Origin of the sequence: Rubrivivax gelatinosus IL144 (genome assembly GCF_000284255.1) — a bacterium.
Lineage (GTDB): Bacteria > Pseudomonadota > Gammaproteobacteria > Burkholderiales > Burkholderiaceae_C > Rubrivivax > Rubrivivax gelatinosus_A.
This window is the reverse complement of the sequence record NC_017075.1, coordinates 2878544-2905056: the sequence shown is the minus strand read 5'-3', so window position 1 is coordinate 2905056 and position 26513 is coordinate 2878544. Positions and strand designations below refer to the sequence as shown.

Here is a 26513-nt window from a genome sequence, read left to right as displayed (position 1 = left end):
TCAGGCGCTCGCGTGCAGCGCGTCGACGAGGTCGGCTGCGCGCAGCGGCCGGCCGGCGCCGGCGGCCAGCGCGCGGTCGGCGGCGTGGCCGTGCTGCCAGACCGCGGCGACCGCGGTGGCGAAGGCTTCGCCACCGGCCGCCCATGCGCCGCCCAGCCAGCCGGCCAGCACGTCGCCGGTGCCGGCGGTGGCCAGCAGCGCGTTGCCGGTCGGGTTCAGCGAGGGCAGGGCGCCCGGTGCCGCGACGACGCTGCCCGACCCCTTCAGCACGACGACGCAGCCCAGGCGCTCGGCCAGGCGCTGCGCCGCGGCCAGGCGATCGGCCTGGACCGCGGCGGCCGTCGTGCCGAGCAGGCGTGCGGCCTCCAGCGGATGCGGCGTCAGCACGGTCGGTTGCGCGCGGCGCGTCAGCAGCCGCTGCAGCGAGAGGTCGGCGGCCAGCACGTTGAGCGCGTCGGCGTCCAGCACCAGCCGGCCGGCATGCGCCAGCAGAGCCGGCATGGCCTCGCGCACCGCCTGGCCGCCGCCGCAGCCGGCGACGACGGTCGCTGCGGCCAGCGTCGCCGGCGGCGAACGCCACCAGGCGGGGCGGCCCATCAGCTCGGGCCGGGTCGGGTCCAGCAGCGGCGCCTCGGCGTCGAGCAGGCTGCAGTAGACGCGGCCGGCGCCGGCGGCCAGCGCCGCGCGCGCCGCCAGCCAGGCGGCGCCGGCCATGCCGGGCGCGCCGCCGACGACGGCCACGTCGCCGAAACTGCCTTTGTGCTGGGCGTGCCGGCGCACGGCCCGTGCCGGCGCGGCGGCCAGGCGGGCGGTCTCGCCGCCGGCCGCGACGCCGAGCTCGTCGAACCAGACCTGGCCGGCGTGGTCGCGTCCCTCGCCGGTGAAGAGCCCGGGCTTGAGCGTCAGCAGCGCCAGCGTCGCGTCGGCCCGAATGCAGGCCTCGCCCAGCGGCTGGCCGGTGTCCGGATGAAGGCCGGAGGGCAGGTCCACCGCCAGCACCGGCGCGCCGCGCGACGCGGCCCAGGCGATGGCGGTGGCGATGCGGCCTTCGGGCGCGCGGCGCGTGCCCAGGCCGAGCAGGGCGTCGATGATCAGCTCGGCCGGGTCTTCGTCCAGCGCTTCGGCGATCGGCACGCCGGCGGCCTGTGCCGCCGCCAGCGCGTCGGCAGCGTCCGCCGGCAGCCGGCCGACGTCGCCGGTCAGCACGACGCGCACGGCCTTGCCCGCGGCGTGCAGATGGCGTGCGGCGACGAGGCCGTCGCCGCCGTTGTTGCCCGGGCCGGCGAGCACGGCGACGCTGCGCGCGTGCGGTGCCAGCGCCAGCGCCAGGCGGGCGACACCGAGCCCGGCGCGGCGCATCAGCGCGTGCGGCGGCGTGGCGGCCAGCGCCACCGCCTCGGCGGCGCGGGAGGCGGCCGCGTCGTGCAGCGGCCAGCCGGTTTTGGGGGCGACGAGGGCGGGGCTCATGCCGCCATTCTCGTCCTGCCCTGGTTCAGCGCAGGCGTTCCAGGCCGAGCGCCGTCATGTCCAGCGGCGCGGCGCGCCCGGCCACCTGTTCGGCCAGCACACGCGCCGAGCCGCAGGCCAGCGCCCAGCCGCTGGCGCCGTGGCCCAGGTTCAGCCAGACACCGGGCAGGCCGCTGGTGCCCAGCACCGGTGGGCCATCGGGCAGGCTGGGGCGCGCGCCCTTCCAGCGCTGCGCCTGGGTCGCGACGAAGGCGCCGGGGAACCAGTCCTCGAGCACGCGGTACAGCGTGCGCAGCGCGCGTTCGTCGTAGCGGTCGGCGCGGCCGCCGATCTCGCTGCTGCCGGCCACACGCACGCGCTGGCCGAGGCGGCTGACGGTGACGCGGAAGCGTTCGTCGAAGATCGCCGAGCGCGGGCCGAGGTCGGGATAGGCCTCGAGCTGGCGCAGCGGTGCGGTCACCGCGTAGCCCCAGACCGGCGCCAGCGGCAGCTTCAGCCGCAGCGAGTGCAGCAGCGGGACCGAGGCCGCGCCGCTGCACAGCACGACGGCGTCGAAACGCTCCTCGCGGCCGCAGGCGAGCACCGTCGGGCTGCCGCCGGCGCCGATGCGCTCGACCTCGACACCGAAGCGGAAGTCGGCGCCGCGCTGCGCGGCCTCGGTCTTCAGCTGCTGCGCGAACTGGCGGCAGTTGCCGACGCCGTCCTGCGGCAGGTGCACGGCCGCGCGCAGCGCCGTCTCGGGGTTCAGTCCCGGCTCGACCTGGCGGGCACGTTCGGCGTCGAGCAACTCGAAGGGCACGCCGAGTTCGGCGAGCAGCTTCAGGCCTGGCCGGGCGCGCTTGAGTTCGCGTTCGCTGCGCAGCAGCACCGTGTAGCCGCGGCTGTGCTCGTAGTCCAGGCGCAGCGAGCGCGTCAGCGTCGCCAGGCGCTCCTGGCTGAGTCGCGCCAGGCGCAGCATCGCGGCGCGGTTGGTCGCGTGCACGCCGGGGCGGCAGGCGCGCCACCAGCGCCACAGCCAGGGCAGCTGGCCCCAGACGCCCAGGCCGTCCAGCGTCAGCGCGCCTTCGCGGCGGAAGAGCTGCAGCATCAGCTTCAGCGGCATGCCCGGCGCGGCCGAGGGCATCACGTAGCCCGGGGCCAGCACGCCGGCGTTGGCGAAGCTGGTTTCCGCGGCGACGCTGCCGCGGCGTTCGTAGACCACGACCTCGTGCCCGTCGGCGGCGAGTTCGAACGCGGTGGTGACGCCGACGATGCCGGCCCCGATGACGGCGACTCGCATCGTCAAGCCTCCCGCGCGGCGAGCGCGCTCTCGACCTGCAGCGCGGCGCCGAGCACCGTGTCGTCGGCGAAAGCCGGTGCCCAGAGCATCAGCCCGACCGGCAGCACGCCGGCGGTCTGGCAGGGCAGCGACAGCGCGCAGCCGTCGAGGAAGTTCACCGCCGCCGGATTGCGCAGCACCAGCGCATTGGTGGCGAAGAAGAGCTTGTCGTCGGCCTCCAGCGGCGCCAGCGGCGGCGCGACGATCGGCACCGTCGGCGACAGCGCGGCGTCGAAGCCGGCGAGCGCCGTCTGCACCCGGCGGATCCAGTCGCGGCGCGTGCGCTGCAGGTCCAGGTAGTCGGCGGCCGACATCGTTTCGCCGCGACGGATGCGGCTGGCGACACGCGGGTCGTAACGATCGCCGCGCTCGGCCAGGCGGTGGCGATGCCAGGTCCAGGACTCGGCGGCCGGGAAACCGCCGGCGGCGTTGATCGACGCCAGCTCGCCCAGTTCGGGCAGCACGATCTCGACGATGCGTGCGCCGCCGGCCGACAGCGTCGCCAGCGCGGCGTCGAAGGCCGCCGCGACGCTGTCGTCCAGGCCGTCGAGCATCAGCGTGCGCGGCACGGCGAAACGCAGCCCGTCGAGAGGACGCGCGGCCGGCCGCGGTGTGCGTGCCGCGAGGATGCCGTGCAGCTGCACCGCGTCGGCCACCGAGCGTGTGATCGCGCAGGCCGTGTCCAGCGAGCTCGACAGCGGGATGCTGCCGTCCAGCGGCACCAGCGCCTGCGTGCTCTTGAAGCCGACCAGGCCCTGGAAGGCCGCCGGGATGCGGATCGAGCCGCCGGTGTCCGAACCCAGCGCCGCCCAGGCCGCGCCGGTGGCGATGCTGACCGCGCCGCCCGAGGTCGAGCCGCCGGGCACACGCGGCGTCGCGTCCAGCGCCGCGCTCACCGGGTTGGCCGGCGTGCCGTGGTGCGGGTTGAGGCCGAGGCCGGAAAAGGCGAACTCGGACAGATTGGTATGGCCGACCAGCGCCGCGCCGGCAGAGCGCAGCCGGGCGACGGCCGGGCAGTCGGCGGCGGCCGGCGGCGCGTCGGCCAGCGCCGCCGAGGCGCCGGTCGTCGGCTGCCCGGCGACGTCGAACAGGTCCTTGATCGAGACCGCCAGCCCGGCCAGCGGCGGCAGCGGGGCGCCGGCGGCGTGCAGCGCATCGACCGCCGCGGCCGTGGCCCGGGCCTGGGCGTCGAAGCGGCGCACGAAGGCGTGGCGGCAGGGCGCCGCGTCGGCCGCGGCGAGGGATTCTTCGAGCATCGCGAGGGCGCTGGAAGCGCCGGACACGATGCGGTTCCGGGCGTCGCCCAGATCGGGGGCGCCGCGGCGTGGTAGACTCATTGGGTTTGTCTCGGGGCGGGTGCTGATGCCCCTGCGATTCGAGACGGACACATCCGCGAACCCGGGCACCTGAGGTGTCGCTGGCGGGGAGACGGGAGAGGCTTCAGTCGCTTTCACGACTCGAGCCAATCGGTCACCTTCGGCAACGATCAAGCGCCGGGATTCTAGATCCAACCTTCGGAGTCTCCATGACTGTCTCCATGCGTGAAATGCTGGAAGCCGGCGTCCATTTCGGGCACCAAACGCGCTTCTGGAACCCCAAGATGGCCCCGTACATCTACGGCCATCGCAACAAGATCCACATCATCAACCTCGAGAAGACGCAGCCGCTCTTCGAGGACGCGATGAAGTTCGTGCGCCAGCTGAGCGCGCGCCGCGGCACGATCCTGATGATCGGCACCAAGCGCCAGGCGCGCGAAGTGGTCGCGATGGAAGCCCAGCGCTGCGGCATGCCCTACGTCGACCAACGCTGGCTCGGCGGCATGCTGACCAACTTCAAGACGGTCAAGGGCTCGCTGAAGAAGCTCAAGGACATGCAGGCGACCAAGGAAGCCGGCATGGAGCAGATGATCAAGAAGGAAGCCCTGCTGTTCGATCGCGAGCTGGTCAAGCTCGAGAAGGACATCGGCGGCATCCAGGACATGAGCGCGCTGCCTGACGCGATGTTCGTGATCGACGTCGGCTATCACAAGATCGCCGTCGCCGAAGCCAAGAAGCTCGGCATCCCGGTGATCGGCGTCGTCGACACCAACCACTCGCCGGTGGGCATCGACTACGTCATCCCCGGCAACGACGACTCGGCCAAGGCTGTCGCGCTGTACGCGCGCGCCGTCGCCGACGCGGTGCTCGAAGGCAAGGCCAGCGCGACCAACGAGGTCGTGCAAGCCGCCGCCGGCGCCGACGAGTTCGTCGAGGTCCGCGAAGAGGCCTGATCCGCGCGGGGCCGCACCCGGCCCCGCCCCGAATCCGTGAGTCCGCCGCCGGCGCGCACGACGCGCTGCGGCGGTTTCCTGCCATCCGAATGGAGTAGAGAGATGCCCGCAATCACCGCCAGCATGGTTGCCGAACTGCGCGCCAAGACCGATGCGCCGATGATGGAGTGCAAGAAGGCGCTCACCGAGGCCGACGGCGACATCGCCCGCGCCGAGGAGATCCTGCGCGTCAAGCTCGGCAACAAGGCCGGCAAGGCCGCCAGCCGCATCACCGCCGAAGGCGTGGTCGCCGCTGCCGTCGAAGGCGCCACCGGCGCGCTCGTCGAAATCAACTGCGAGACCGACTTCGTCTCGAAGAACGACTCGTTCCTGGCTTTCGCCAAGGCCACGGCTCAGCTCGTCGCCGAGAAGAACCCGGCCGACGTCGCCGCGCTCGGCGCGCTGGCCTACGAGCAGGACGGCTTCGGCCCGACGCTCGAGGACGTGCGCAAGGGCCTGATCGGCAAGATCGGCGAGAACATGTCGATCCGCCGCTTCAAGCGCTACGCCGGCGGCGGCCAGCTCGCCAGCTACCTGCACGGCACGCGCATCGGCGTCGTCGTCGAGTTCGAAGGTGACGCCGTCGCCGCCAAGGACGTCGCGATGCACGTCGCCGCGATGAAGCCCAAGGCGCTGGCCGCCAGCGAAGTCCCGGCCGACCTGGTCGAGTCCGAGCGCCGCATCGCCGCCGAGAAGGCCGCCGAAGACGCCGCCGCCGCGACCGCCGCCGGCAAGCCGGTGCAGTCGCCGGAGATCGTCGCCAAGCGCGTCGAGGGTTCGGTGCAGAAGTTCCTGAAGGAGGTCTCGCTGCTGAACCAGGCCTTCGTCAAGAACGACAAGCAGACCGTCGAGCAGATGCTCAAGGCCGCCGGCACCACGGTGAAGGGCTTCACCCTGTACGTGGTCGGCGAAGGCATCGAAAAGAAGGTCGACGACTTCGCCGCCGAGGTCGCGGCCCAGGTCGCCGCCGCCAAGGGCCAATAAGCTAGGTCCGGCAACAAAGGGGGCCTCGTGCCCCCTTACACTCTCTCTCGCATCACCACCGAATCAGGAGTCTCTCGCATGCCCGCATACAAGCGCATTCTGCTCAAACTGTCGGGCGAGGCGCTGATGGGAGAGGACTCGTACGGCATCAATCGCGGCACCATCGTGCGCATGGTGCGTGAAGTCCAGGAGATCACCAACCTGGGCTGCCAGGTCGCCGTCGTCATCGGCGGCGGCAACATCTTCCGCGGTGTCGCGGGCGGCTCGGTCGGCATGGACCGCGCCACCGCCGACTACATGGGCATGCTCGCGACGGTGATGAACTCGCTCGCGCTGGCCGACACGATGCGCCAGGAAGGCATGACCGCCCGCGTGATGTCGGCGATCTCGATCGAGCAGGTCGTCGAGCCGTACGTGCGCCCGAAGGCGCTGCAGTACCTCGAGGAAGGCAAGATCGTCGTCTTCGCCGCCGGCACCGGCAACCCGTTCTTCACCACCGACACCGCCGCTGCGCTGCGTGGCGCCGAAGTCGGCGCCGAGGTGGTGCTGAAGGCGACCAAGGTCGACGGCGTCTATTCCGCCGACCCGAACAAGGACCCGACCGCCACGCGCTACTCGACGATCGCCTTCGACGAAGCGATCGCGAGGAACCTGCAGGTCATGGACGCCACAGCGTTCGCGCTGTGCCGCGACCAGAAGCTGCCGATCCGGGTCTTCAGCATCAACAAGCCCGGCGCCCTGAAGCGCGTCGTGCTGGGCGAGGACGAAGGCACGCTCGTGCACGTTTGACGAGGCCCCCATCTCATGACCACCGCTGACATCCAAAAGACGGCCGCCGAGAAGATGGCGAAGTCCGTCGATTCGTTCAAGAACGAACTGCACAAGATCCGCACCGGCCGCGCCCACCCGGGCATCCTGGACCAGGTCCACGTCGAGTACTACGGCTCGATGCTGCCGATCAGCCAGGTCGCCAACGTCTCGCTGCTCGACGCCCGCACGATCAGCGTGCAGCCCTGGGAAAAGGGCATGGGCGCGAAGATCGAGAAGGCGATCCGCGAGTCGGATCTCGGCCTGAACCCCTCCGCCCAGGGCGACCTGCTGCGCGTGCCGATGCCCGCGCTGACCGAAGAGCGCCGCAAGGAGCTGACCAAGGTCGTGCGCCACACCGGCGAAGAAGCCAAGATCCACGTGCGCGCGGTGCGCCGCGACGCCAACGAGCAGCTGAAGAAGCTGGTCAAAGACAAACTCGTCTCCGAGGACGACGAGCGCCGCGGGCAGGACGAGGTCCAGCGCCTGACGGATCGTACGATCGCCGAGATCGACAAGCTCGTCCAAGCCAAGGAAGCGGAGGTCATGGCCGTCTGAGTCGCCTGCGCCGCCGATGACCCATCTCCCGCTGACCGAAAACCTCGCGCCCAACGGCAAGGTGCCCGATTGCGCCAGGCCGCGCCATGTCGCCGTCGTCATGGACGGCAACGGGCGCTGGGCCCGCCAGCGCTACATGCCGCGTTTCTTCGGCCACAAGCAGGGCGTGGACACGCTGGTGCGGGCCGTCAACGCCTTTGCCGAGCGTGGCGTCGAGTACCTCACCGTCTTCGCCTTCTCGTCCGAGAACTGGAAGCGTCCGTCCGACGAGGTGTCGGGCCTGATGGGCCTGGTGCTCGTCGCGGTGTCCAAGTACCTGACGAAGATGGCCGGCGACGGCGTGCGCATCCGCATCATCGGCGACCGCTCGGCGGTCTCCGACAAGCTGCGTGATGCCTGGGACCGTGCCGAATCGCTGACGGCGAACAACCGCCGCATCACGCTGTCGGTGGCCTTCAACTACGGCGGCCGCTGGGACGTCGTGCAGGCCTGCCGTCAGGCGCTGGCCGACGGCGTCAAGCCCGAGGACTTCGACGAGTCCTACCTCTCGCGGCACATGGCGCTGTCCTTCGCGCCGGATCCGGACCTCTTCATCCGCACAGGCGGCGAGATGCGCATGAGCAACTTCCTGCTGTGGCAGGCGGCGTACTCGGAGCTGTTCTTCACCGAGTGCCTGTGGCCCGATTTCGGCGAGTCCGAGATCGACGCCGCGCTGGCCGCCTATGCGCAGCGTGACCGCCGTTTCGGCGGCATCCGTCCCGCGCAGGTGGTGTCCGACAGCCCCTGAGGTCCCATGCTGCGACAGCGGGTCATCACGGCCGTCGTCCTGCTCCTCGTCCTGATCGCGTCGCTGGCGGCCCCCGGGCCGGGGTGGTTCGCGCTGCTGACGCTGGTGCTGCTGGCGGCCGCCGGTTGGGAATGGGCACGGTTGAACCAGGCCGGGCAGGGCGTCGCGATCGCGATGGCCGCCGTGCTGGCGGCCGCCTGCGGCGCGTCGCTGGCGGCCGGCTGGGTGGAGCGGGCACCGTCCTTCGTCTGGTGGCTGGCCGTCGCGCTGTGGGTGCCGGGCAGCGTCGTCGCGCTGCGCGGCGGCCCGGCAGCGTGGCCGAGGCTGCCGCAGGCCGCGCGCTGGATTCTCGGACTGGTGATGCTCTGGGCCGCCTGGCTGGCGATCGCCCATGCCCGCGTCGTCGGCCTGAATTTCATGTTCTCGGTCTTCTGCCTCGTGTGGGCGGCCGACATCTGCGCCTACTTCGGCGGCCGGGCCTTCGGCCGGCGCAAGCTCGCGCCTTCGGTCAGCCCGGGCAAGAGCTGGGAAGGCGTCTGGAGCGGCGTGGCCGGGGTGCTGCTGCTGGCCCTGGCCTGGATCGCCGTCGACCGCCACTGGAGCCTGGACGGCCCGGGGCTGTACAGCCGCATGCTCGATACGCTGGGGCCGGCGCTGGCGGCCGCGGCGCTGCTGGCGCTGGTCGCGATGAGCGTCGTCGGCGACCTCGTCGAGTCGCTGGTCAAGCGCGCGGCCGGCGCCAAGGACAGCAGCCGCCTGTTGCCCGGCCATGGCGGCGTGCTCGACCGTGTCGACGCGCTGCTGCCGGTCTTCCCGATCGCCCTGGCCTTGGCCGGGGTCTAAGCTACTTCCGTCACCTGGCAGGCATCGTGAGCACACTCCAACGTCTGGTCATCCTCGGCTCCACCGGCTCCATCGGCACCAGCACGCTGGACGTCGTGGCCCGCCACCCCGAGCGTTTCGAGGTCTACGGCCTGAGCGCCTTCCAGCGTGTCGAGGAGCTCGCGGCCCAGTGCCGCCAGTTCCGCCCGCGTGTCGCCGTCGTGCCAACCGAAGAGCGGGCGACGGCGCTGCGCGCGCTGCTCGGCGGCGTGCGCACCGAGGTCCGCGTCGGCGCCCACGCGCTGTGCGAACTGGTCTCCGAACCCGAGGTCGACAGCGTGATGGCGGCCATCGTCGGGGCGGCCGGCCTGCCGTCGTGCATGGCGGCGGCGCGCTCCGGCAAGCGCCTGCTGCTGGCCAACAAGGAGGCGCTGGTCGTCGGCGGCGCGCTGTTCATGAAGGCCGTCGAGGACGGCGGCGCGACGCTGCTGCCGATCGACAGCGAACACTCGGCGATCTTCCAGTGCCTGCCCGAGGACCGCCGCGTCTGGGGCCAGCGCATCGACCACATCGTGCTGACCGCCAGCGGCGGCCCGTTCCGCCGCCGCGATCCGGCGACGCTCGCCGACGTCACGCCCGAGCAGGCCGTGGCCCACCCGAACTGGGTCATGGGCCGCAAGATCTCGGTCGACTCGGCGACGATGATGAACAAGGCGCTCGAGGTCATCGAGGCGCGCTGGCTGTTCGGCCTCGAGCCCGAGCAGGTGCGCGTCGTCATCCACCCGCAGAGCATCATCCACTCGATGGTCGTCTGCCGCGACAACTCGGTGCTGGCGCAGCTCGGCACGCCGGACATGCGCGTGCCGATCGCCTACGGCCTGGCCTTCCCCGAGCGCATCGAGTGCGGTGCCTCGCGCCTGGACTTCCTGCAGTTGCAGGCGCTGACCTTCGAGGAACCCGACCTGCGCCGCTTCCCCGGACTGGCGCTGGCCTGGGAGACGCTGCGCGGCCCGGTGGGCGCCACGGCGGTGATGAACGCGGCCAACGAGGAGGCCGTCGCGGCCTTCCTCGACCGCCGCATCGGCTTCACCGACATCCACGCCGTCAACGCCGGCACCGTCGAGCGCCTCGTGCCGGCGCTGGGCGCGATCGGCACGATCGACGACCTGATCGCGCTGGACGAACGGGCGCGTGCCGCCGCGCGCATCCTCATCGGAGCGCGCGCCGCGTGATCGTCACCGCGCTGGCCTTCGTGGCGACGCTCGGCGTGCTGATCGTCGTGCACGAGTACGGGCACTACCGCGTCGCGGTGGCCTGCGGCGTCAAGGTGCAGCGTTTCTCGATCGGCTTCGGCCGCGTGCTGTTCAGCCGCGTGCGCGGTGCCGACCGCACCGAGTTCGTCGTCTGCGCGCTGCCGCTGGGCGGCTACGTGAAGATGCTCGACGAGCGCGAGGAGCCGGTGGCCGCCCACGAACGCCATCGCGCCTTCAACCGCCAGTCGCTGCCGCGCCGCGCGGCCATCGTCTCGGCCGGGCCGCTGGCCAACCTCGTGCTGGCGGTGCTGTTGTACGCCGCGGCGCACTGGATCGGCATCGAGGAGCCCAAGGCCGTGCTCGGCACGCCGCCGGCCGGCAGCGCCGTCGAAGCCGCCGGCCTGCGTGCCGGCGACTGGGTTCGAGCCGTGTCCCGCGACGGCCTGGCCTGGGACGAGGTCGACTCGATGACCGACCTGCGCTGGCAGGTCACGCAGGCGGCGATGCAGGGCCGCTCGATCGATCTGGAGGTCAGCCAGCGCGACGGACACGGCGTGCGCACGCTGCACCTGGACCTGTCGCGTTATTCGACCCGCGACGTCGATTCCGGCCTCGTCGGCCAGCTCGGCTTCGGCGCCCCTTTCAGCGAGGCGCGCATCGGCGAGGTGCGTGCCGGCAGCCCGGGGGCGGCCGCCGGGCTGCGTGCCGGCGACCGCGTGCTGCTGGTCGACGGCCAGCCGGTGGCCGACGCGACGGCGCTGGTGCGCCGCGTGCGCGCCGCGGTCGAGGACGGCAAGGGCGTCGGGATGCGCTGGCGCGTCGAGCGCGGCGGCAGGGAACTCGACCTGGACATCGTGCCGCGCGTCGTGCAGGTCGACGGCCAGGCCATCGGCCGCATCGACACCGTCGTCGGCTCGATGCCCGAGACGATCGTCGTGCGCCGCGGCTTCCTCGACGGCCTGCAGCAGGGCGCCTCGCGCACCTGGGAGGTGTCGTCGCTGACGCTGCGCATGATCGGCAACATGCTGATCGGCGAGGCCTCGCTGAAGAACCTCAGCGGCCCGCTGACCATCGCCGACTACGCCGGCCAGTCGGTGCAGCGCGGCCCGGCGGTGTACCTCGGTTTCCTCGCGCTGGTCAGCGTCAGCCTGGGCGTGCTGAACCTGTTGCCGCTGCCGATGCTCGATGGCGGCCATCTCATGTATTACATTTTCGAGGCCGTCACCGGACGGCCAGTCTCCGATCTGTGGCTGGCGAGGCTGCAGCGCGGCGGGATCGCGGTGCTGCTGATGATGATGTCGCTCGCCCTCTTCAACGACGTGGCCCGGCTGCTGGGCCTGCACTGAACCTCATGCTCCCAGTCCTTCCGACCACTCCGCAGCGCGTGGCCTGCGCCATGCTCGCCACGGCTGCTGCCCTGGCCGCGCCGGCCGCCTACGCCGTCACGCCCTTCGTCCTGCAGGACATCCGCATCGAAGGCCTGCAGCGCACCGACCCCGGCACGGTGTTCGGCGCGCTGCCCTTTCGCATCGGCGACACCTACAACGACGAGAAGGGCGCCGCGGCGCTGCGCGCGCTGTTTGCCACCGGCCTGTTCAACGACGTGCGCCTCGAGGTCGACGGCCAGGACCTGGTCGTCGTCGTCGACGAGCGCCCGGTCGTCGCCTCGGTCAACTTCGTCGGCCTGAAGGAGTTCGACTCCGACCCGCTGGTCAAGTCGCTGCGCGACGCCGGCATCGGCGAGGGCCTGCCTTTCGACAAGGCGCTGGTCGACCGCGCCGAGCAGGAGATCAAGCGCCAGTACCTGACGCGCAGCCTGTACGGCGCCGAGGTCGTCACGACGGTCACGCCGCTGGAGCGCAACCGCGTCGGCGTCACCTTCACGATGAACGAAGGCGAGGCGGCCAAGATCTCCGACATCCGCATCGTCGGCGCCCAGGCCTACAAGGAGTCGTCGCTGCTCGACCTGTTCGACCTGACGCCCAGCGGCTGGCTGACCTGGTACACGAAGAACGACCGTTATTCGCGCACCAAGCTCAACGCCGACCTGGAGAAGCTGCGCGCCTGGTACGTCAACCGCGGCTACCTCGAGTTCAGCGTCGAGTCCACCCAGGTCACGATCTCGCCGGACAAGCAGTCGATCGCGATCACGATCTCGATCCACGAAGGCCAGCCCTACACCGTCACCGCGGTGCGGCTCGAAGGCGACTACATCGGCAAGGACGACGAGTTCCGCTCGCTGGTCGGCATCCGCCCGGGCACGCCCTACAGCGGCGACGCGGTGGCCGAGACCAGCCGCCGCATCACCGAGCGTTTCGGCCTCTACGGCTACGCCTTCGCGCGTGTCGACCCGCGCCCCGAGGTCGACCGCGAGAAGGGCCAGGTCGCGCTCGTGCTCTACGCCGAGCCGCAGCGACGCGTCTACGTGCGCCGCATCGAGCTGGCCGGCAACTCGCGAACGCGCGACGAGGTCATCCGGCGCGAGTTCCGCCAGTTCGAGTCGTCCTGGTACGACGGCGACCGCATCAAGCTCTCGCGCGACCGCGTCGACCGCCTGGGCTACTTCAGCGACGTCTCGGTCGACACCAACGAAGTGCCGGGTGCGCCCGACCAGGTCGACCTGACCGTCAAGGTCGAGGAGAAGGCCACCGGCAACCTGATGCTGGGCGCCGGCTATTCCAACGCCGAGCGCCTGTCGCTGACGGCGTCGATCCAGCAGGACAACGTCTTCGGCACCGGCAACTACCTGGGCGTGCAGGTCAACACCAGCAAGTCGCAGCGCACGCTGGTCGTCAGCACGACCGACCCGTACTTCACCCAGGACGGCATCTCGCGAGCGGTCGACGTCTACTACCGCACGACCCGGCCGTACAACAGCCTGGGCGACAACTACGACCTGGCGACGCCGGGCTTCTCGGTGCGCTTCGGCGTGCCGTTCTCGGAGTACGACACGGTGTTCTTCGGCGCCGGCGCCGAGATGACCAAGATCGGCACCTCCTCGGGCATCCCGCTGTCGTACCTGAACTACCGGGCGATGTACGGGGAGACCAGCTACTCGGTGCCGCTGACCCTGGGATGGCAGCGCGACCGGCGCGACAGCGCGCTGGTGCCGACGCGCGGCCGTTACACGCGCGTCAACGCGGAGTGGAGCTTCATCGGCGACGTGCGCTACCTGCGCACCAACCTGCAGTACCAGGAGTACTGGGGCATGCCGTTCAAGACGACGCTGGGCGTCAACGCCGAGCTCGGCTGGGGCCAGGGGCTGGGCGGCAAGCCCTTCCCGATCTTCAAGAACTTCTACGGTGGCGGCCTGGGCACGGTGCGCGGCTTCGAGCAGAACTCGCTGGGTGTCGTCGACCCGACCGGGGCCTACATCGGCGGCGCCAAGCGCCTGAACATGAACGCCTCGCTGTACTTCCCGGTGCCCGGTTCGGGCAACGACAAGACGCTGCGCGTCTTCGCCTTCGGCGATGCCGGCAACGTCTGGCGCGACGGCGAGTCGGTCGATCTCGGCACGCTGCGCGCCTCCGCCGGCCTGGGCCTGAGCTGGGTCTCGCCGGTCGGTCCGCTTCAGTTGAGCTACGCCATTCCGATGCGCGTCGAGCACAACGATAAAATCCAACGTTTCCAATTCCAGATCGGGACCTCGTTCTGATGAAGATGCAGCCTATGAAATCCCTCCTCGCCGCAGCCGCCTTGGTGGCTCTGGTGCCCCTGGCCGGTGCGCAGGAGTTGAAGATCGGCTACGTCAACAGCGAGCGCGTGCTGCGCGAGGCCGTGCCTGCCAAGGCGGCGCAGGCCAAGCTCGAGACCGAGTTCAGCAAGCGCGAGAAGGAACTGTCCGACCAGGCCGCCAAGCTGAAGTCGGCGGCCGACAAGCTCGAGAAGGACGGCCCGACGCTCTCCGAAGCCGAGCGCAACCGCCGTCAGCGCGAGCTCGTCGACCAGGACCGCGAGTTCCAGCGCAAGCGCCGCGAATTCCAGGAAGACCTGAACCAGCGCCGCAACGAGGAACTGGCCAGCGTCGTCGAACGCGCCAACCGCGTCATCAAGCAGATCTTCGATCAGGAGAAGTACGACCTGATCCTGCAGGAGGTCGTGTTCGCCGGTCCGCGCGTGGACATCACCGACAAGGTCCTCAAGGTCCTGAACGCGCCGTCCGGCGCGGGCAAGTGAACCCGGTCTCCCGCTCGTGCAAGCGCGCATCGGCGACCTGGCCGCGCTGCTCGGCGGCGAGCTGATCGGAGACCCCCAGCACACGGTCGTCCGCATCGGCACGCTCGAGCGTGCCGAGGCCGACACCATCGGCTTCCTCGCCAACCCCCGCTACCAGGCCCAGCTGGCGACGACCCGTGCCGGCTGCGTCATCGTTTCGGCGGCGATGCGCGAGGCGGCTGCGGCACGTGGCGCGGCGATCGTCGTCGCCGACCCGTACCTGGCCTACGCGAAGCTCTCGCAGTGGTGGGCGGCGCGGCTGCGCGAGCGGCCGGCCGCCGGCATCCACCCGAGCGCCGTCGTCGAGGAAGGCGCGATCGTCGGGGTGGGGGCCTCGATCGGCGCGCTGGCGTTCGTCGGCGCCGGAGCCGTCGTCGAGGCCGGCGCCATCGTCTCGGCCCAGGCCCACGTCGGCGAGCACGCCTTCGTCGGCGAGGGCACGGTGCTCAAGCCGCGTTCGATGCTGGCCTTCGGCTGCCGAATCGGCGCGCGCGGCATCGTGCACGGCGGCGCGGTGATCGGTGCCGACGGTTTCGGCTTCGCGCCGGAAGCCGGGCGCTGGACGAAGATCGAGCAGCTCGGTGCGGTGCGTCTGGGTGACGACGTCGAGATCGGCGCCAACACCTGCATCGACCGCGGCGCGCTCGACGACACCGTCGTCGACGACGGCGTGAAGATCGACAACCTGGTGCAGATCGCGCACAACGTGCGCATCGGCGCCCACACCGCGTTCGCGGGCTGCTCGGCCGTGGCAGGCAGCACGCGCATCGGCCGCCACTGCACGATCGGCGGGGCGGCCAACATCGTCGGCCACCTGGAGATCTGCGATGGCGTGCACATCAGTGCCGCGACGCTGGTCACGGCCTCGATCCGCAAGCCCGGCCATTACACGGGCGTCTTCCCCTTCGACGATCACGCGTCCTGGGAGAAGAACGCCGCGACCCTGAAACATTTGCATTCCCTGCGTGAGCGCCTGCGGGCGCTGGAGAAGAGGACCCCATGAGCGAGCCGGTGCTGGACATCCACAAGATCCTGAAGAAGCTGCCGCACCGTTATCCGATCCTGCTCGTCGACCGTGTCGTCGAGTTCGAGAAGAACGTGCGCATCAAGGCGATCAAGAACGTCACGATCAACGAGCCGTTCTTCATGGGCCACTTCCCGGCGCGCCCGGTGATGCCCGGCGTCATGATGCTCGAGGCCCTGGCGCAGAGCGCGGCGCTGCTGTCCTTCGAGTCGATGGGCACCGAGCCCGGCGACGACACCGTCGTCTACTTCGTCGGCATCGACGGCGCGCGCTTCAAGCGTGTCGTCGAGCCGGGCGACCAGCTCGTGCTGGAGGCCTGGATCGACCGCGCCAAGGGCGGCATCTACAAGTACAAGACGCGCGCCAGCGTCGACGGCGAGACCGCGGTCGAAGCCGAGCTGATGTGCACGATGCGGAAGATTGCCTGAGGCCGACATGAGCCGGATCCACCCGACGGCCATCGTCGACCCGAAGGCCGAACTCGACGAGTCGGTCGTCGTCGGCCCCTACGCGGTGATCGGCGCCGGCGTGCGCATCGCCGCCGGCAGCTCGATCGGCCCGCACTCCATCGTCGAAGGGCCGACGACCATCGGCCGCGACAACACGATCTACGGCCACGCCGCGATCGGCACCGCGCCGCAGGACATGAAGTACCGCGGCGAGCCGACCGAGCTCGTCATCGGCGATCGCAACACGATCCGCGAGTTCTGCCACTTCAACCGCGGCACGACCCAGGACGGCGGCGTCACGCGCATCGGCGACGACAACTGGATCATGGCCTACGTGCACATCGCGCACGACGTGCAGCTGGGCAGCCGCTGCATCCTGGCCAACAACGCCACGCTGGCCGGCCACGTGCACGTCGGCGACTGGGTCATCGTCGGCGGGCTCACCGGCATCCACCAGTTCTGCCACGTCGGCGCGCACGCGATGACCGGCTTCCAGAGCCACGTCTCGCAGGACGTGCCGCCGTTCATGATGGTCAGCGGCAACCCGCTGGGCGTGCACGGCTTCAACATCGAAGGCCTGCGCCGCCGCGGCTTCTCGCGCGAGCGCATCGGCCTGGTCAAGCAGATGCACCGTCTGCTCTACCGCGACGGGCTGACGCTGGACAAGGCGCGCGAAGCGATCACCGCGCTCGCCGGCCAGGTCGACGGCGGCGATGCCGACGTCGCGCTGGTGCTGGACTTCCTCGCCGCGTCCACGCGGGGCATCGCGCGCTGAATCCCATGCGACTGGCGATGGTCGCGGGCGAAGCATCCGGCGACCTGCTCGCCGGCCTGCTGCTCGGTGGATTGCACGAACGCTGGCCGGCGCTGGCCGCCGCCGGCATCGGCGGCCCGAAGATGGCCGCGCGCGGTTTCGAGGCCTGGTGGCCCAGCGACAAGCTGGCTGTGCACGGCTACGCCGACGCGCTGCGCCACTACCGCGAGATCAAGGGCATCCGCGACCGCCTCGGCGACCGCCTGCTGGCCGAACCGCCGGCGGTCTTCGTCGGCGTCGACGCGCCCGACTTCAACCTCGGCCTGGAGAAGCGGCTGAAGGCCGCCGGCATCCCGTCGGTGCACTTCGTCTGCCCGTCGATCTGGGCCTGGCGCGGCGGGCGCGCGAAGAAGATGGCCGCCAGCTGCGACCATGTGCTCTGCCTGTTCCCGTTCGAGCCCGAGCTGCTGCAGCGCCACGGCGTCGCCGCGACCTACGTCGGCCACCCGCTGGCCGACGCGATTCCGATCGAGCCGCCGCGCGCCGCCGCGCGTGCGGCGCTGGGGTTGGGCGAAGGCGATCCGGTCGTCGCGGTGCTGCCGGGCAGCCGGCGCGGCGAGATCGAGCACATCGCACCGGCCTTTCTGCAGGCCGTCGAGCGTCTGCACCGCCAGCGGCCGGAACTGCGGTTCCTGCTGCCGGTGGCGCCGGGGCTGCGGGCGATGGTCGAGCCGCTGGTCGCGGCGCACGCTGGCGACGCGCCGATCCAGTTGCTCGACGGCCGCTCGCACGAGGTGCTGGCCGCCTGCGACGTGACGCTGATCGCCAGCGGCACGGCGACGCTGGAGGCGGCGCTCTTCAAGCGCCCGATGGTCATCGGCTACCGCATGGCCTGGCTGTCGTGGCAGCTGATGCGCCGCATGGGTTATCTGCCCTGGGTCGGCCTGCCCAACATCCTGGCGCGCGACTTCGTCGTGCCCGAACTGCTGCAGGACCGCTGCGAACCCGAGGCCCTGGCCCGCGAGACGCTGGCCTGGCTGGACGACGCGCCGCGTGCGCGTGCCTTGCAGGCGCGCTTCCTCGACCTGCATCATCTGCTCAAGCGCGATACCGCGCGCCGTGCCACCGATGCCCTCGCGCAAGTTCTCGAAAGCCGCTCCTGAACAGCTGGACCTGGGCTGGCATCCGCCCGGCCTGGTGGCCGGCGTGGACGAAGCCGGCTGCGGGCCGCTGGCCGGGCCGGTGGTCGCAGCCGCGGTGATCCTCGACGACCTGGCGCCGATCGAGGGCCTGGCGGACTCCAAGGTGCTGAGCGCGCGCCAGCGCGAACGCCTGTTCGATGAGATCCAGGCGCGTGCGCTGTGCGTCTCGATCGCGCTGGCCAGCGTCGAGGAGATCGACACGCTGAACATCCTGCACGCCCGGCTGCTGGCGATGAAGCGTGCGGTCGAGACGCTGCGCCTGCTGCCCAAGCGCGTGATGGTCGATGGCAACCGCCTGCCGGTGCTGCGTTTCCCGGCCGAGGCCGTGGTCGGCGGCGACGCCAAGGTGCCGGCGATCTCGGCCGCGTCCATCGTCGCCAAGGTGCACCGCGACCGGCTTTGCGCCGAGCTGCACGCACGCTGGCCCGACTACGGCTTCGACGGCCACAAGGGCTACCCGACGCGCGAGCATCTGGCCGCGCTGCGCCGCCTGGGCGCCTGCCCCGAGCACCGGCGCAGCTTCGCCCCGGTGCGGGCCGTGCTCGAGGCGGCCGAGAAGAGCACGGCATGACGAGCGTGCGCACCATCAGCTCGCGCGACAACCCGCTGCTGGCGCGCGTGCGCCGGCTGGCGCAGGACGGCAACGCCTATCGCCGCGTCGGCCAGGTCTGGCTCGAAGGCGACCACCTCTGCGCGGCGCTGCGCGCTCGCGGCCGGCCGGCGGCGCAGGCCTTGGTCGCCGCCAGCGCCTGGGAGCAGGGCGGGGCGCTGCACGAACTCGCCGGCTGGGCGCAGGCCGTCGCCGTCGTCGACGATGCGTTGTTCGCCGCCGCCAGCGGCCTGGAGTCGCCGGCGAAGATCGGCTTCCTGATCGACGCGCCGGCCGGCGGCATGGTGCAGCCCGACGCGCACGGCGTCGTGCTCGACCGCGTGCAGGACGCCGGCAACGTCGGCAGCATCCTGCGCAGCGCCGCCGCGCTCGGCGCGACGCAGGTCCTGGCGCTGAAAGGCACGGCCTCGCTGTGGTCGCCCAAGGTGCTGCGCGCCGGCATGGGCGCGCACTTCGCGCTGAACCTTGTCGAAGGGCTGGACGAGGCCGCGCTCGAAGCGCTGGCGGTGCCGCTGGTGGCGACGCTGCCGCATGCCGGCGCGACGCTGCGCGAGGCGGCGCTGCCGCCGCGCTGCGCCTGGGTGCTGGGGCACGAAGGACAGGGCGTGTCGCCGGCGCTGCAGTCGCGCTGCACGCTGGCCGTGCGCATCCCGCAGCCGGGCGGCGAAGAGTCGCTGAACGTCGCCGCCGCGGCGGCGATCTGCCTGTACGAATCGGCCGCGCGCGTGGCTCAGTAGACCAGCCGGTCCGGACGGATGTCGCGCAGGATCGTCGTCGCGATCTCCTCGATCGACTTGTGCGTCGAGGACAGCCACTGGATGCCTTCGCGGCGCATCATCGTCTCGGCCTCGCTGACCTCGTAGCGGCAGTTCTCGATCGCCGCGTAGCGGCTGCCCGGGCGGCGCTCGTTGCGGATCTGCGCCAGCCGCGTCGGCTCGATCGTCAGGCCGAAGCACTTCTTGCGGTGCGGCGCCAGCATCGACGGCAGCTTGCCGCGTTCGAAGTCTTCCGGGATCAGCGGGTAGTTGGCCGCCTTCACGCCGTGCTGCATCGCCAGGTACAGCGAGGTCGGCGTCTTGCCGCAGCGGCTGACGCCGACCAGGATCACGTCGGCCAGATCGAGGTTGCGCGAGCTCTGGCCGTCGTCGTGCGCGAGGCTGAAGTTGATCGCCTCGATGCGGTCGTTGTACTCCTGGCTCTGGCTGGCGTCGTTGAAGCGGCCGACGCGGTGGTTGGACTTGACGCCCAGCTCGTCGTCGAGCGGCTCGACGAAGGTGCGGAACATGTCCAGCACCATGCCGTTGACGCCCGGGCCGGTGACGCGGGCGCGGATCTTCGGCTCCACGAGCGTGATGAAGACCACCGGCCGGCGGCCTTCGCGCTCGGCGACTTCGTTGATCTCGGAGACGACCGCGTCGGCCTTCTCGAGCGTGTCGATGAAGGGCCGGCGCACGTGGCGCATCTTCATCGGGAACTGGTTGAGGATGGAGTTGCCGAAAGTCTCGGCCGTGATGCCGGTGCCGTCGGAGACGAAGAAGACGCTGCGTTCGCTCATGGGGTCGTGGGGCGCTGGTGCCCCGTATCTGGTCATCATAGGGAAAGACTTCCGTAGAATGCCCTCAAGCATCCTGCCTTCACCTCGACGTGACCACCCCCGGCCGACAAACAGAATCCACAAGCGCTGGAGCGAGGGGTCAGAGCGTGCCTGCGGCAGCACCGGTTTTCTCACATCACGGAGCTTTCCCACCATGTCCCAGGCCAACTTGGCGACCGCCCTGGTCGTCCCGTTCGAACAACTTCGCATGACCGACGTCGAGGTCGTAGGCGGCAAGAACGCCTCCCTCGGCGAAATGATCAGTCAACTGGCCGCCACCGGCGTGCGCGTTCCCGGCGGGTTCGCGACGACGGCGCACGCCTTCCGTCTCTTCCTGCGCCACGGCGGTCTCGCCGAGCGCATCGAGGCGCGCCTGGCCGCGCTCGACACCGACGACGTGCGCGCCCTGGCCGAAGCCGGCGCGGAGATCCGCCGCTGGATCGTCGAGACGCCGTTCCCGGCTGAGCTCGAGGCCGCGATCCGTTCGCAGTTCAAGCTGCTCGAGGGCGACCACCCCGGCGCGAGCTTCGCCGTGCGCTCGTCGGCCACCGCCGAAGACCTGCCCGACGCCTCGTTCGCCGGCCAGCAGGAGACCTTCCTCAACGTGAGCGGCATCGAGTCGGTGCTGCATCACATGAAGGAGGTCTTCGCCTCGCTCTACAACGACCGCGCGATCAGCTACCGCGTGCACAAGGGCTTCGCCCACGCCGAGGTCGCGCTGTCGGCCGGCGTGCAGCGCATGGTGCGTTCGGACATCGGTGCCGCCGGCGTGATGTTCACGATCGACACCGAGTCGGGCTTCCCCGACGCGGTGCTGATCACCTCCGCCTACGGCCTGGGCGAGACCGTCGTGCAGGGCTCGGTCAACCCCGACGAGTTCTACGTCTTCAAGCCGGCGCTGGCCGCGGGCAAGTTCCCGATCATCCGCCGCGTGCTGGGCAGCAAGCTGCAGCGCATGGAGTTCGCGTCCGACGAGGAACGTGCCGCCGGCAGCCGCCTGGTCAAGGTCGTCGACAACCCGCCCGAGATGCGCAATCGCTACTCGCTGGCCGACGCCGACATCGTCGAGCTGGCCAAGTACGCGCAGATCATCGAGAAGCACTACGGCCGCCCGATGGACATCGAGTGGGGCAAGGACGGCGGCGACGGCCGCATCTACATCCTGCAGGCCCGCCCGGAGACCGTGAAGAGCCAGGCCGCCGGCAAGGTCGAGCACCGCTACAAGCTCAAGGGCCAGGGCACCGTGCTCGCCGAAGGCCGCGCGATCGGCCAGAAGATCGGCACCGGCCCGGTGCGCCTGGTGCGCTCGCCGGCCGAGATGGACCGCGTGCAGCCCGGCGACGTGCTCGTCACCGACATGACCGACCCGAACTGGGAACCGGTGATGAAGCGTGCGGCGGCCATCGTCACCAACCGCGGCGGCCGCACCTGCCACGCGGCGATCATCGCGCGTGAACTAGGCATCCCGGCCGTCGTCGGCTGCGGCGACGCCACCGAGCGCGTGCTCGACGGCGCGCTGGTCACCGTCGCCTGCTCCGAGGGCGACACCGGCCGCGTCTACGACGGCCTGCTCGAGACCGAGGTCAGCGAGGTGCAGCGCGGCGATATGCCGTACTGCCCGGTGAAGATCATGATGAACGTCGGCAACCCGCAGCTGGCGTTCGACTTCGCGCAGATGCCGAACTCCGGCGTGGGCCTGGCCCGCCTCGAGTTCATCATCAACAACAACATCGGCGTGCACCCGAAGGCGATCCTCGACTACCCGAACGTCGACGCCGACCTGAAGAAGGCCGTCGAGTCGGTGGCGCGTGGCCACGCCTCGCCGCGTGCGTTCTACGTCGACAAGCTGACCGAGGGCATCGCGACGATCGCCGCCGCGTTCTTCCCCAAGCCGGTGATCGTGCGCCTGTCGGACTTCAAGTCCAACGAGTACCGCAAGCTGATCGGCGGCACGCGCTACGAGCCGGAGGAAGAGAACCCGATGCTCGGCTTCCGCGGCGCCAGCCGCTACATCAGCAGCGACTTCGCCGAGGCCTTCGCGATGGAGTGCGAAGCCTTGAAGCGCGTGCGCGGCGAGATGGGCCTGAACAACGTCGAGATCATGGTGCCCTTCGTGCGCACGGTGCGTCAGGCCGAGCGCGTGGCGGCGATGCTCGCCGAGCGTGGCCTCAAGCGTGGCGTCGACGGCCTGCGCCTGATCATGATGTGCGAGGTGCCGAGCAACGCCATCCTGGCCGAGCAGTTCCTCGAGCACTTCGACGGCATGTCGATCGGCTCGAACGACCTGACGCAGCTGACGCTGGGTCTGGACCGCGACTCCGGCCTGGAGCTGCTGGCCAGCGACTTCGACGAACGCGACCCGGCGGTCAAGGCGATGATCTCGCGTGCCATCGCCGCCTGCCGCGCCACCGGCAAGTACATCGGCATCTGCGGCCAGGGCCCCAGCGACCACCCGGACTTCGCCGAATGGCTGGCCGCCGAGGGCATCGTGTCGATCTCGCTGAACCCGGACACGGTCGTCGACACCTGGCAGCGCCTGGCCAAGCGCTGACCCTGCGCCGGGCCGCATGTCCTCGGTCGGCAGCGGGGTGACGGCCAGCGGCGCGCGGGGTTTCCGCCGCCGCCTGCACGGCGCCTACCTGCTGTACACGCTGGCGCTGGCCGGCTTCATCGCGGCGATGGCGGCGGCCGAGCGTTTCGGGCTCGGCCGCAACCTGATCGGGCTGACGATGCTGCTGGGCACGGTCGTGCTCTACGCGGCCATCGGCCTGCGCTGCCGCACCTCGGACTCGACCGAGTACTACGTCGCCGGCCGGCGCGTGCCGGCCTTCTACAACGGCATGGCGACCTCGGCCGACTGGATGAGCGCCGCCTCGTTCATCGGCCTGGCCGGCACCCTGTACCTCAGCGGCTACAACGGGCTGGCCTTCGTCATCGGCTGGACCGGCGGCTTCTGCCTCGTCGCGCTGCTGATCGCGCCGTACCTGCGCAAGTTCGCCGAATACACGATCCCCGACTTCCTCGGCGCGCGCTACGGCGGCACGATGCCGCGCCTCGTGGGCCTGGCCGCGGCGGTGGTCGTGTCCTTCGTCTACGTCGTCGCGCAGATCTACGGCGTCGGCCTGATCGTCGCGCGCTTCACCGGCTTCGGCTTCGAGATCGGCATCTTCGTCGGCCTGGGCGGCGTGCTGGTCTGTTCCTTTCTGGGCGGCATGCGCGCCGTGACCTGGACCCAGGTCGCGCAGTGCATCATCCTCGTCGTCGCCTACCTCGCGCCGGTGGCCTGGCTGTCGCTGAAGGTCACCGGCAACCCGGTGCCGCAGGTGGCGATGGGGCAGGTGCTGCAGTCGGTCACCGAGCGCGAGTCGCAGCTGGGCGCCGACGTGCGCGAGCGCGAGGTGATGTCGGCCTACGCGCAGCGTGCCGCGATCGCCGGCGCCAAGCTGCTGGACGTACCCGCGGCGATGGCCGAGGACCGCGCCCGGGCGCAGCGCCGCGTCGAGCAGCTGATGGAGTCGGCGGCGCCGCTGGCCGAGGTGCAGGCCGCGCGCCGCGAGCTGGCCGCGCTGCCGCGCACCGAGGACGAGGCGCGGCGGCGCTATGCCGACGAACTCGCCGCCGCCGACGCCTGGTCGCAGCCGCTGGGCGGCATGCCGCCGCATGCTCAGGCCTTCGCCGCCAATCCGCGCGGCGGCGACCCGGCGGCACGCGTCAGCGACGAACACTCGCGGCGCAACTTCCTCGCGCTGGTGTTCTGCCTGATGCTGGGTACCGCCGGGCTGCCGCACATCCTGACGCGCTTCTACACCACGCCCTCGGTGCGCGAGGCGCGGCGCTCGGTCGGCTGGACGCTGCTCTTCATCTGCGCGCTCTACCTCACGGCACCGGCGCTGGCGCTGCTGGTCAAGCACGAGATCTTCAACAGCGTCGTCGGCACGCCGTTCGACCGGCTGCCGGCGTGGATCGCCAGCTGGGCCAAGGTCGACCCGTCGCTGGTGCAGGTCAGCGACGTCAACGGCGACGGCATCCTGCAGCTCGGCGAGCTGCACATCGGCGCCGACCTGGTGACGCTGGCGGCGCCCGAGATCGCCGGGCTGCCTTACGTGATCTCGGCGATGGTCGCCGTCGGCGGCCTGGCTGCGGCGCTGTCCACCGCCGACGGGCTGCTGCTGACGATCTCCAACGCGCTGTCGCACGACCTGTACTACCGCGTCATCGACCCCAACCGGCCGAGCTCGCGCCGCGTCGCGGTGTCCAAGGTGCTGCTGCTGGTGGTCGCGCTGGCCGCGGCCTACGTCGCGTCGATGCGCGTGGCCGACATCCTGTTCCTCGTCGCCGCGGCGTTCTCGCTCGCCGCCTCGTCGATCTTCCCGGCGCTGGTGCTGGGCGTCTTCTGGAAGCGCGCCAACCGCTGGGGCTGCGTCAGCGGCATGCTGATCGGCCTGGCGGTCACCAGCTACTACATGGCGACGACCCAGCCCTGGCTGCGCGGGCTGTTCGGCGTCTGGCGGCCGATCGAGGACTGCATGTGGTTCGGCATCACGCCGATCGCCGCCGGGGTCTTCGGCGTGCCGGCGGCGCTGGCGGCGATGGCCATCGTCAGCCTGGCGACGCCGCGGCCCGAGCCGCACATCGAAGCGCTGGTCGACCGCATCCGCGATCCACGGCCCGAGCGTTGAGCGGCAGTGCCCGGAGCACGTTTTCCGGGCTATAATCATCGGCTTTTCGCCTTGCCGCACCCGTGATCCAGACGCTACGGGGCGGCTTTCCGCAACGGGAAACCCACGAGGAGAATCAATGCGTCACTACGAGATCGTTCTGCTGATCCATCCGGATCAAAGCGAACAGGTTCCGGCGATGCTGGAACGCTACAAGACCCTGGTCACCGCCGGTGGCGGCAAGGTCCATCGGGTCGAGGACTGGGGCCGCCGTCAGCTGGCCTACATGATCCAGAAGCTCGCCAAGGCTCACTACCTGTGCCTGAACATCGAGTGCGAGAAGACCGTGCTCGAGGAGCTGGAGACCGGCTTCCGCTTCAACGACGCCGTCCTGCGCCACCTGACGGTGCGCAAGGAAAAGGCCGAGACGACGCCGTCGGTCATGATGAAGGCGGTCGAGCGCGAAGAGTCGCGCAAGGCCAGCCAGCAGGAGGCCTCGGCCTGACGCGCACGACTGCGCCTGCCACCGCGGGGTGTCGATGAACCGGCTGGTTCTCTCGGCGCAACTGGTGGAGCGAGGCGCACTGCGGTACACCCCCGCCGGCCTTCCGGCCCTGGACCTGAGCTTGAAGCACGAGTCCGAGGTCGTCGAGAACGGCGGTCCGCGCAAGGTCTCCCTGGAGATCCGGGCGCTGGCGATCGGGGCGGACATCACCGCGGTGCTGGCCAAGCTGGCGCTGGGCAGCGACGCCGAATTCGGCGGCTTCCTGGCAGCCCTGCGCAACGGACGCGGCATGCGGTTCCACATCACGTCGGTCGCCCCCAAAGGCTGACCGGTCCACTGTTCCGGATAGTTTTCAGCATTCCCAGGAGGTCTTATGGCTCCCCCCCGTGGCAAGGGTCGCTTCTCGAAGGACAAGCGTCCGAAGCGCAACACCCAGTCGCTCCTGTTCCGCCGCAAGCGTTTCTGCCGCTTCACCGTCGCCGGCGTCGAAGAGATCGACTACAAGGAAATCGACACGCTGCGTGACTTCATCAGCGAGAACGGCAAGATCACGCCGGCTCGCCTGACGGGCACGCGCGCGTTCTACCAACGCCAGCTGACCACGGCCATCAAGCGCGCCCGCTACCTGGCGCTGCTGCCGTACTCCGACCAACACAAGGTCTGAGGAGCGACAACATGCAAGTGATCCTTCTCGAAAAGGTCGCCAAGCTCGGCAACCTCGGCGACATCGTCAAGGTCAAGGACGGCTACGCCCGCAACTTCCTGATCCCGACCAAGCTCGCGCGCCGCGCGACCGACGTCGCGATCAAGGAGTTCGCCGAGCGCCGTGCCGAACTGGAAAAGGCCGCGGCCGCCAAGCTCGCTGCCGCCCAGGCCCTGGGCGAGCAACTCGCCGGCAGCACCGTGCGCATCGTCCAGAAGGCCGGTGTCGACGGCCGTCTGTTCGGCTCGGTGACCAACGCCGACATCGCCGACGCGCTGACGCAAGCCGGCAAGGCGGTGCAGAAATCGCAGGTGCGCATGCCCAACGGTCCGCTGAAGACCGTCGGCGAGCACCCGGTGTCGGTGGCCCCGCACGGCGACGTCGTCGTCGAGCTCACCGTCCAGGTGGTTGCGCAAGCCGACTGAAGCGCCTACGCTTCGTCCACCCTTCTGAAGAAGGCCGGCCTCTCGCCGGCCTTCTTCTTTTTGGGCTTCC

The 26513-nt window shown here is 70.6% G+C and carries 26 protein-coding genes; 22 read left to right on the top strand and 4 right to left on the bottom strand.

Features of this window, described 5'->3' with window-relative positions; all coding sequences use genetic code 11:
- From RGE_RS13330 to RGE_RS13320, 3 genes are read right to left on the bottom strand one after another with little or no spacing between them, the layout of a single operon-like run.
- Complete coding sequence (locus RGE_RS13330) at positions 1-1467, bottom strand: bifunctional ADP-dependent NAD(P)H-hydrate dehydratase/NAD(P)H-hydrate epimerase (RefSeq protein ID WP_014428943.1); 1467 nt, start codon at positions 1465-1467, stop codon at positions 1-3.
- Positions 1468-1492: 25 nt separating this feature from the next.
- Entirely contained in the window at positions 1493-2746 is a 1254-nt protein-coding gene (locus tag RGE_RS13325; protein ID WP_014428942.1) for an FAD-dependent oxidoreductase, read from the bottom strand.
- Between the two features lie 2 nt (positions 2747-2748).
- Positions 2749-4122, bottom strand: a complete 1374-nt coding sequence (locus RGE_RS13320; RefSeq protein WP_014428941.1) for an amidase — start codon at positions 4120-4122, stop codon at positions 2749-2751.
- Between the two features lie 188 nt (positions 4123-4310).
- Between RGE_RS13320 and rpsB the strand changes: the two genes are divergently transcribed.
- The 16 genes from rpsB (at position 4311) to RGE_RS13240 (ending at position 19295) form a co-directional block, all read left to right on the top strand.
- The gene (gene rpsB, locus RGE_RS13315) at positions 4311-5054 is read left to right on the top strand and encodes a 30S ribosomal protein S2 (RefSeq protein ID WP_014428940.1); all 744 of its coding nucleotides are present in this window, start codon (positions 4311-4313) and stop codon (positions 5052-5054) included.
- 102 nt (positions 5055-5156) lie between these two features.
- A complete protein-coding gene (tsf, locus tag RGE_RS13310; protein ID WP_014428939.1) occupies positions 5157-6077 on the top strand; it encodes a translation elongation factor Ts in 921 nt (306 codons plus the stop codon).
- Positions 6078-6155: 78 nt separating this feature from the next.
- Positions 6156-6866, top strand: coding sequence for a UMP kinase (gene pyrH, locus RGE_RS13305; protein ID WP_014428938.1), 711 nt, complete (start codon positions 6156-6158; stop codon positions 6864-6866).
- Positions 6867-6881: 15 nt separating this feature from the next.
- Complete coding sequence (frr, locus tag RGE_RS13300) at positions 6882-7442, top strand: ribosome recycling factor (RefSeq protein ID WP_014428937.1); 561 nt, start codon at positions 6882-6884, stop codon at positions 7440-7442.
- 16 nt (positions 7443-7458) lie between these two features.
- Complete coding sequence (gene uppS / locus RGE_RS13295) at positions 7459-8229, top strand: polyprenyl diphosphate synthase (protein WP_014428936.1); 771 nt, start codon at positions 7459-7461, stop codon at positions 8227-8229.
- 6 nt (positions 8230-8235) lie between these two features.
- Positions 8236-9072, top strand: a complete 837-nt coding sequence (locus RGE_RS13290) for a phosphatidate cytidylyltransferase (RefSeq protein WP_014428935.1) — start codon at positions 8236-8238, stop codon at positions 9070-9072.
- Between the two features lie 26 nt (positions 9073-9098).
- Positions 9099-10283 (top strand): 1-deoxy-D-xylulose-5-phosphate reductoisomerase, encoded by a 1185-nt coding sequence (locus RGE_RS13285; protein ID WP_014428934.1) that lies wholly within the window; start codon positions 9099-9101, stop codon positions 10281-10283.
- Positions 10280-11650, top strand: a complete 1371-nt coding sequence (gene rseP / locus RGE_RS13280; protein ID WP_014428933.1) for an RIP metalloprotease RseP — start codon at positions 10280-10282, stop codon at positions 11648-11650. The genes RGE_RS13285 and rseP overlap by 4 nt, the downstream gene beginning before the upstream one ends.
- 5 nt (positions 11651-11655) lie before the next feature.
- Positions 11656-13959, top strand: a complete 2304-nt coding sequence (gene bamA / locus RGE_RS13275) for an outer membrane protein assembly factor BamA (RefSeq protein ID WP_043784088.1) — start codon at positions 11656-11658, stop codon at positions 13957-13959.
- Positions 13960-13973: 14 nt separating this feature from the next.
- Positions 13974-14480 (top strand): OmpH family outer membrane protein, encoded by a 507-nt coding sequence (locus RGE_RS13270; protein ID WP_014428931.1) that lies wholly within the window; start codon positions 13974-13976, stop codon positions 14478-14480.
- 16 nt (positions 14481-14496) lie between these two features.
- Entirely contained in the window at positions 14497-15522 is a 1026-nt protein-coding gene (gene lpxD, locus RGE_RS13265; protein WP_014428930.1) for a UDP-3-O-(3-hydroxymyristoyl)glucosamine N-acyltransferase, read from the top strand.
- A gap of 8 nt (positions 15523-15530) precedes the next feature.
- On the top strand, positions 15531-15971 hold the full coding sequence (fabZ, locus tag RGE_RS13260) for a 3-hydroxyacyl-ACP dehydratase FabZ (protein ID WP_043785411.1): 441 nt from the start codon (positions 15531-15533) through the stop codon (positions 15969-15971).
- A 7-nt stretch (positions 15972-15978) separates the two neighbouring features.
- Positions 15979-16767 carry an acyl-ACP--UDP-N-acetylglucosamine O-acyltransferase gene (gene lpxA / locus RGE_RS13255; RefSeq protein WP_014428928.1) on the top strand — a complete coding sequence of 263 codons (789 nt, stop codon included), beginning with the start codon at positions 15979-15981 and terminating at the stop codon, positions 16765-16767.
- A gap of 5 nt (positions 16768-16772) precedes the next feature.
- On the top strand, positions 16773-17909 hold the full coding sequence (lpxB, locus tag RGE_RS13250) for a lipid-A-disaccharide synthase (RefSeq protein ID WP_014428927.1): 1137 nt from the start codon (positions 16773-16775) through the stop codon (positions 17907-17909).
- The gene (gene rnhB / locus RGE_RS13245; RefSeq protein ID WP_014428926.1) at positions 17875-18519 is read left to right on the top strand and encodes a ribonuclease HII; all 645 of its coding nucleotides are present in this window, start codon (positions 17875-17877) and stop codon (positions 18517-18519) included. The genes lpxB and rnhB overlap by 35 nt, the downstream gene beginning before the upstream one ends.
- Entirely contained in the window at positions 18516-19295 is a 780-nt protein-coding gene (locus RGE_RS13240; RefSeq protein WP_014428925.1) for a TrmH family RNA methyltransferase, read from the top strand. Before rnhB ends, RGE_RS13240 begins: the two co-directional genes overlap by 4 nt.
- On the opposite strand, the gene ppsR is transcribed toward RGE_RS13240, so the two are convergent.
- Positions 19289-20113, bottom strand: a complete 825-nt coding sequence (ppsR, locus tag RGE_RS13235; RefSeq protein ID WP_014428924.1) for a posphoenolpyruvate synthetase regulatory kinase/phosphorylase PpsR — start codon at positions 20111-20113, stop codon at positions 19289-19291. The two genes, RGE_RS13240 and ppsR, sit on opposite strands and share 7 nt — an antisense overlap.
- 193 nt (positions 20114-20306) lie before the next feature.
- Between ppsR and ppsA the strand changes: the two genes are divergently transcribed.
- From ppsA to rplI, 6 genes are all read left to right on the top strand, one after another.
- Positions 20307-22703, top strand: coding sequence for a phosphoenolpyruvate synthase (gene ppsA / locus RGE_RS13230; RefSeq protein WP_014428923.1), 2397 nt, complete (start codon positions 20307-20309; stop codon positions 22701-22703).
- A gap of 16 nt (positions 22704-22719) precedes the next feature.
- Positions 22720-24831 carry a sodium:solute symporter family protein gene (locus RGE_RS13225; RefSeq protein WP_014428922.1) on the top strand — a complete coding sequence of 704 codons (2112 nt, stop codon included), beginning with the start codon at positions 22720-22722 and terminating at the stop codon, positions 24829-24831.
- 118 nt (positions 24832-24949) lie between these two features.
- Positions 24950-25315 (top strand): 30S ribosomal protein S6, encoded by a 366-nt coding sequence (gene rpsF / locus RGE_RS13220; protein ID WP_014428921.1) that lies wholly within the window; start codon positions 24950-24952, stop codon positions 25313-25315.
- A gap of 34 nt (positions 25316-25349) precedes the next feature.
- Positions 25350-25643, top strand: coding sequence for a primosomal replication protein N (priB, locus tag RGE_RS13215; RefSeq protein WP_014428920.1), 294 nt, complete (start codon positions 25350-25352; stop codon positions 25641-25643).
- Between the two features lie 45 nt (positions 25644-25688).
- Positions 25689-25979: a 30S ribosomal protein S18 gene (gene rpsR, locus RGE_RS13210; protein WP_014428919.1), complete on the top strand. Its 291-nt coding sequence runs from the start codon at positions 25689-25691 to the stop codon at positions 25977-25979.
- Between the two features lie 11 nt (positions 25980-25990).
- A complete protein-coding gene (gene rplI, locus RGE_RS13205; protein WP_014428918.1) occupies positions 25991-26443 on the top strand; it encodes a 50S ribosomal protein L9 in 453 nt (150 codons plus the stop codon).
- Positions 26444-26513: the final 70 nt, after the last annotated feature.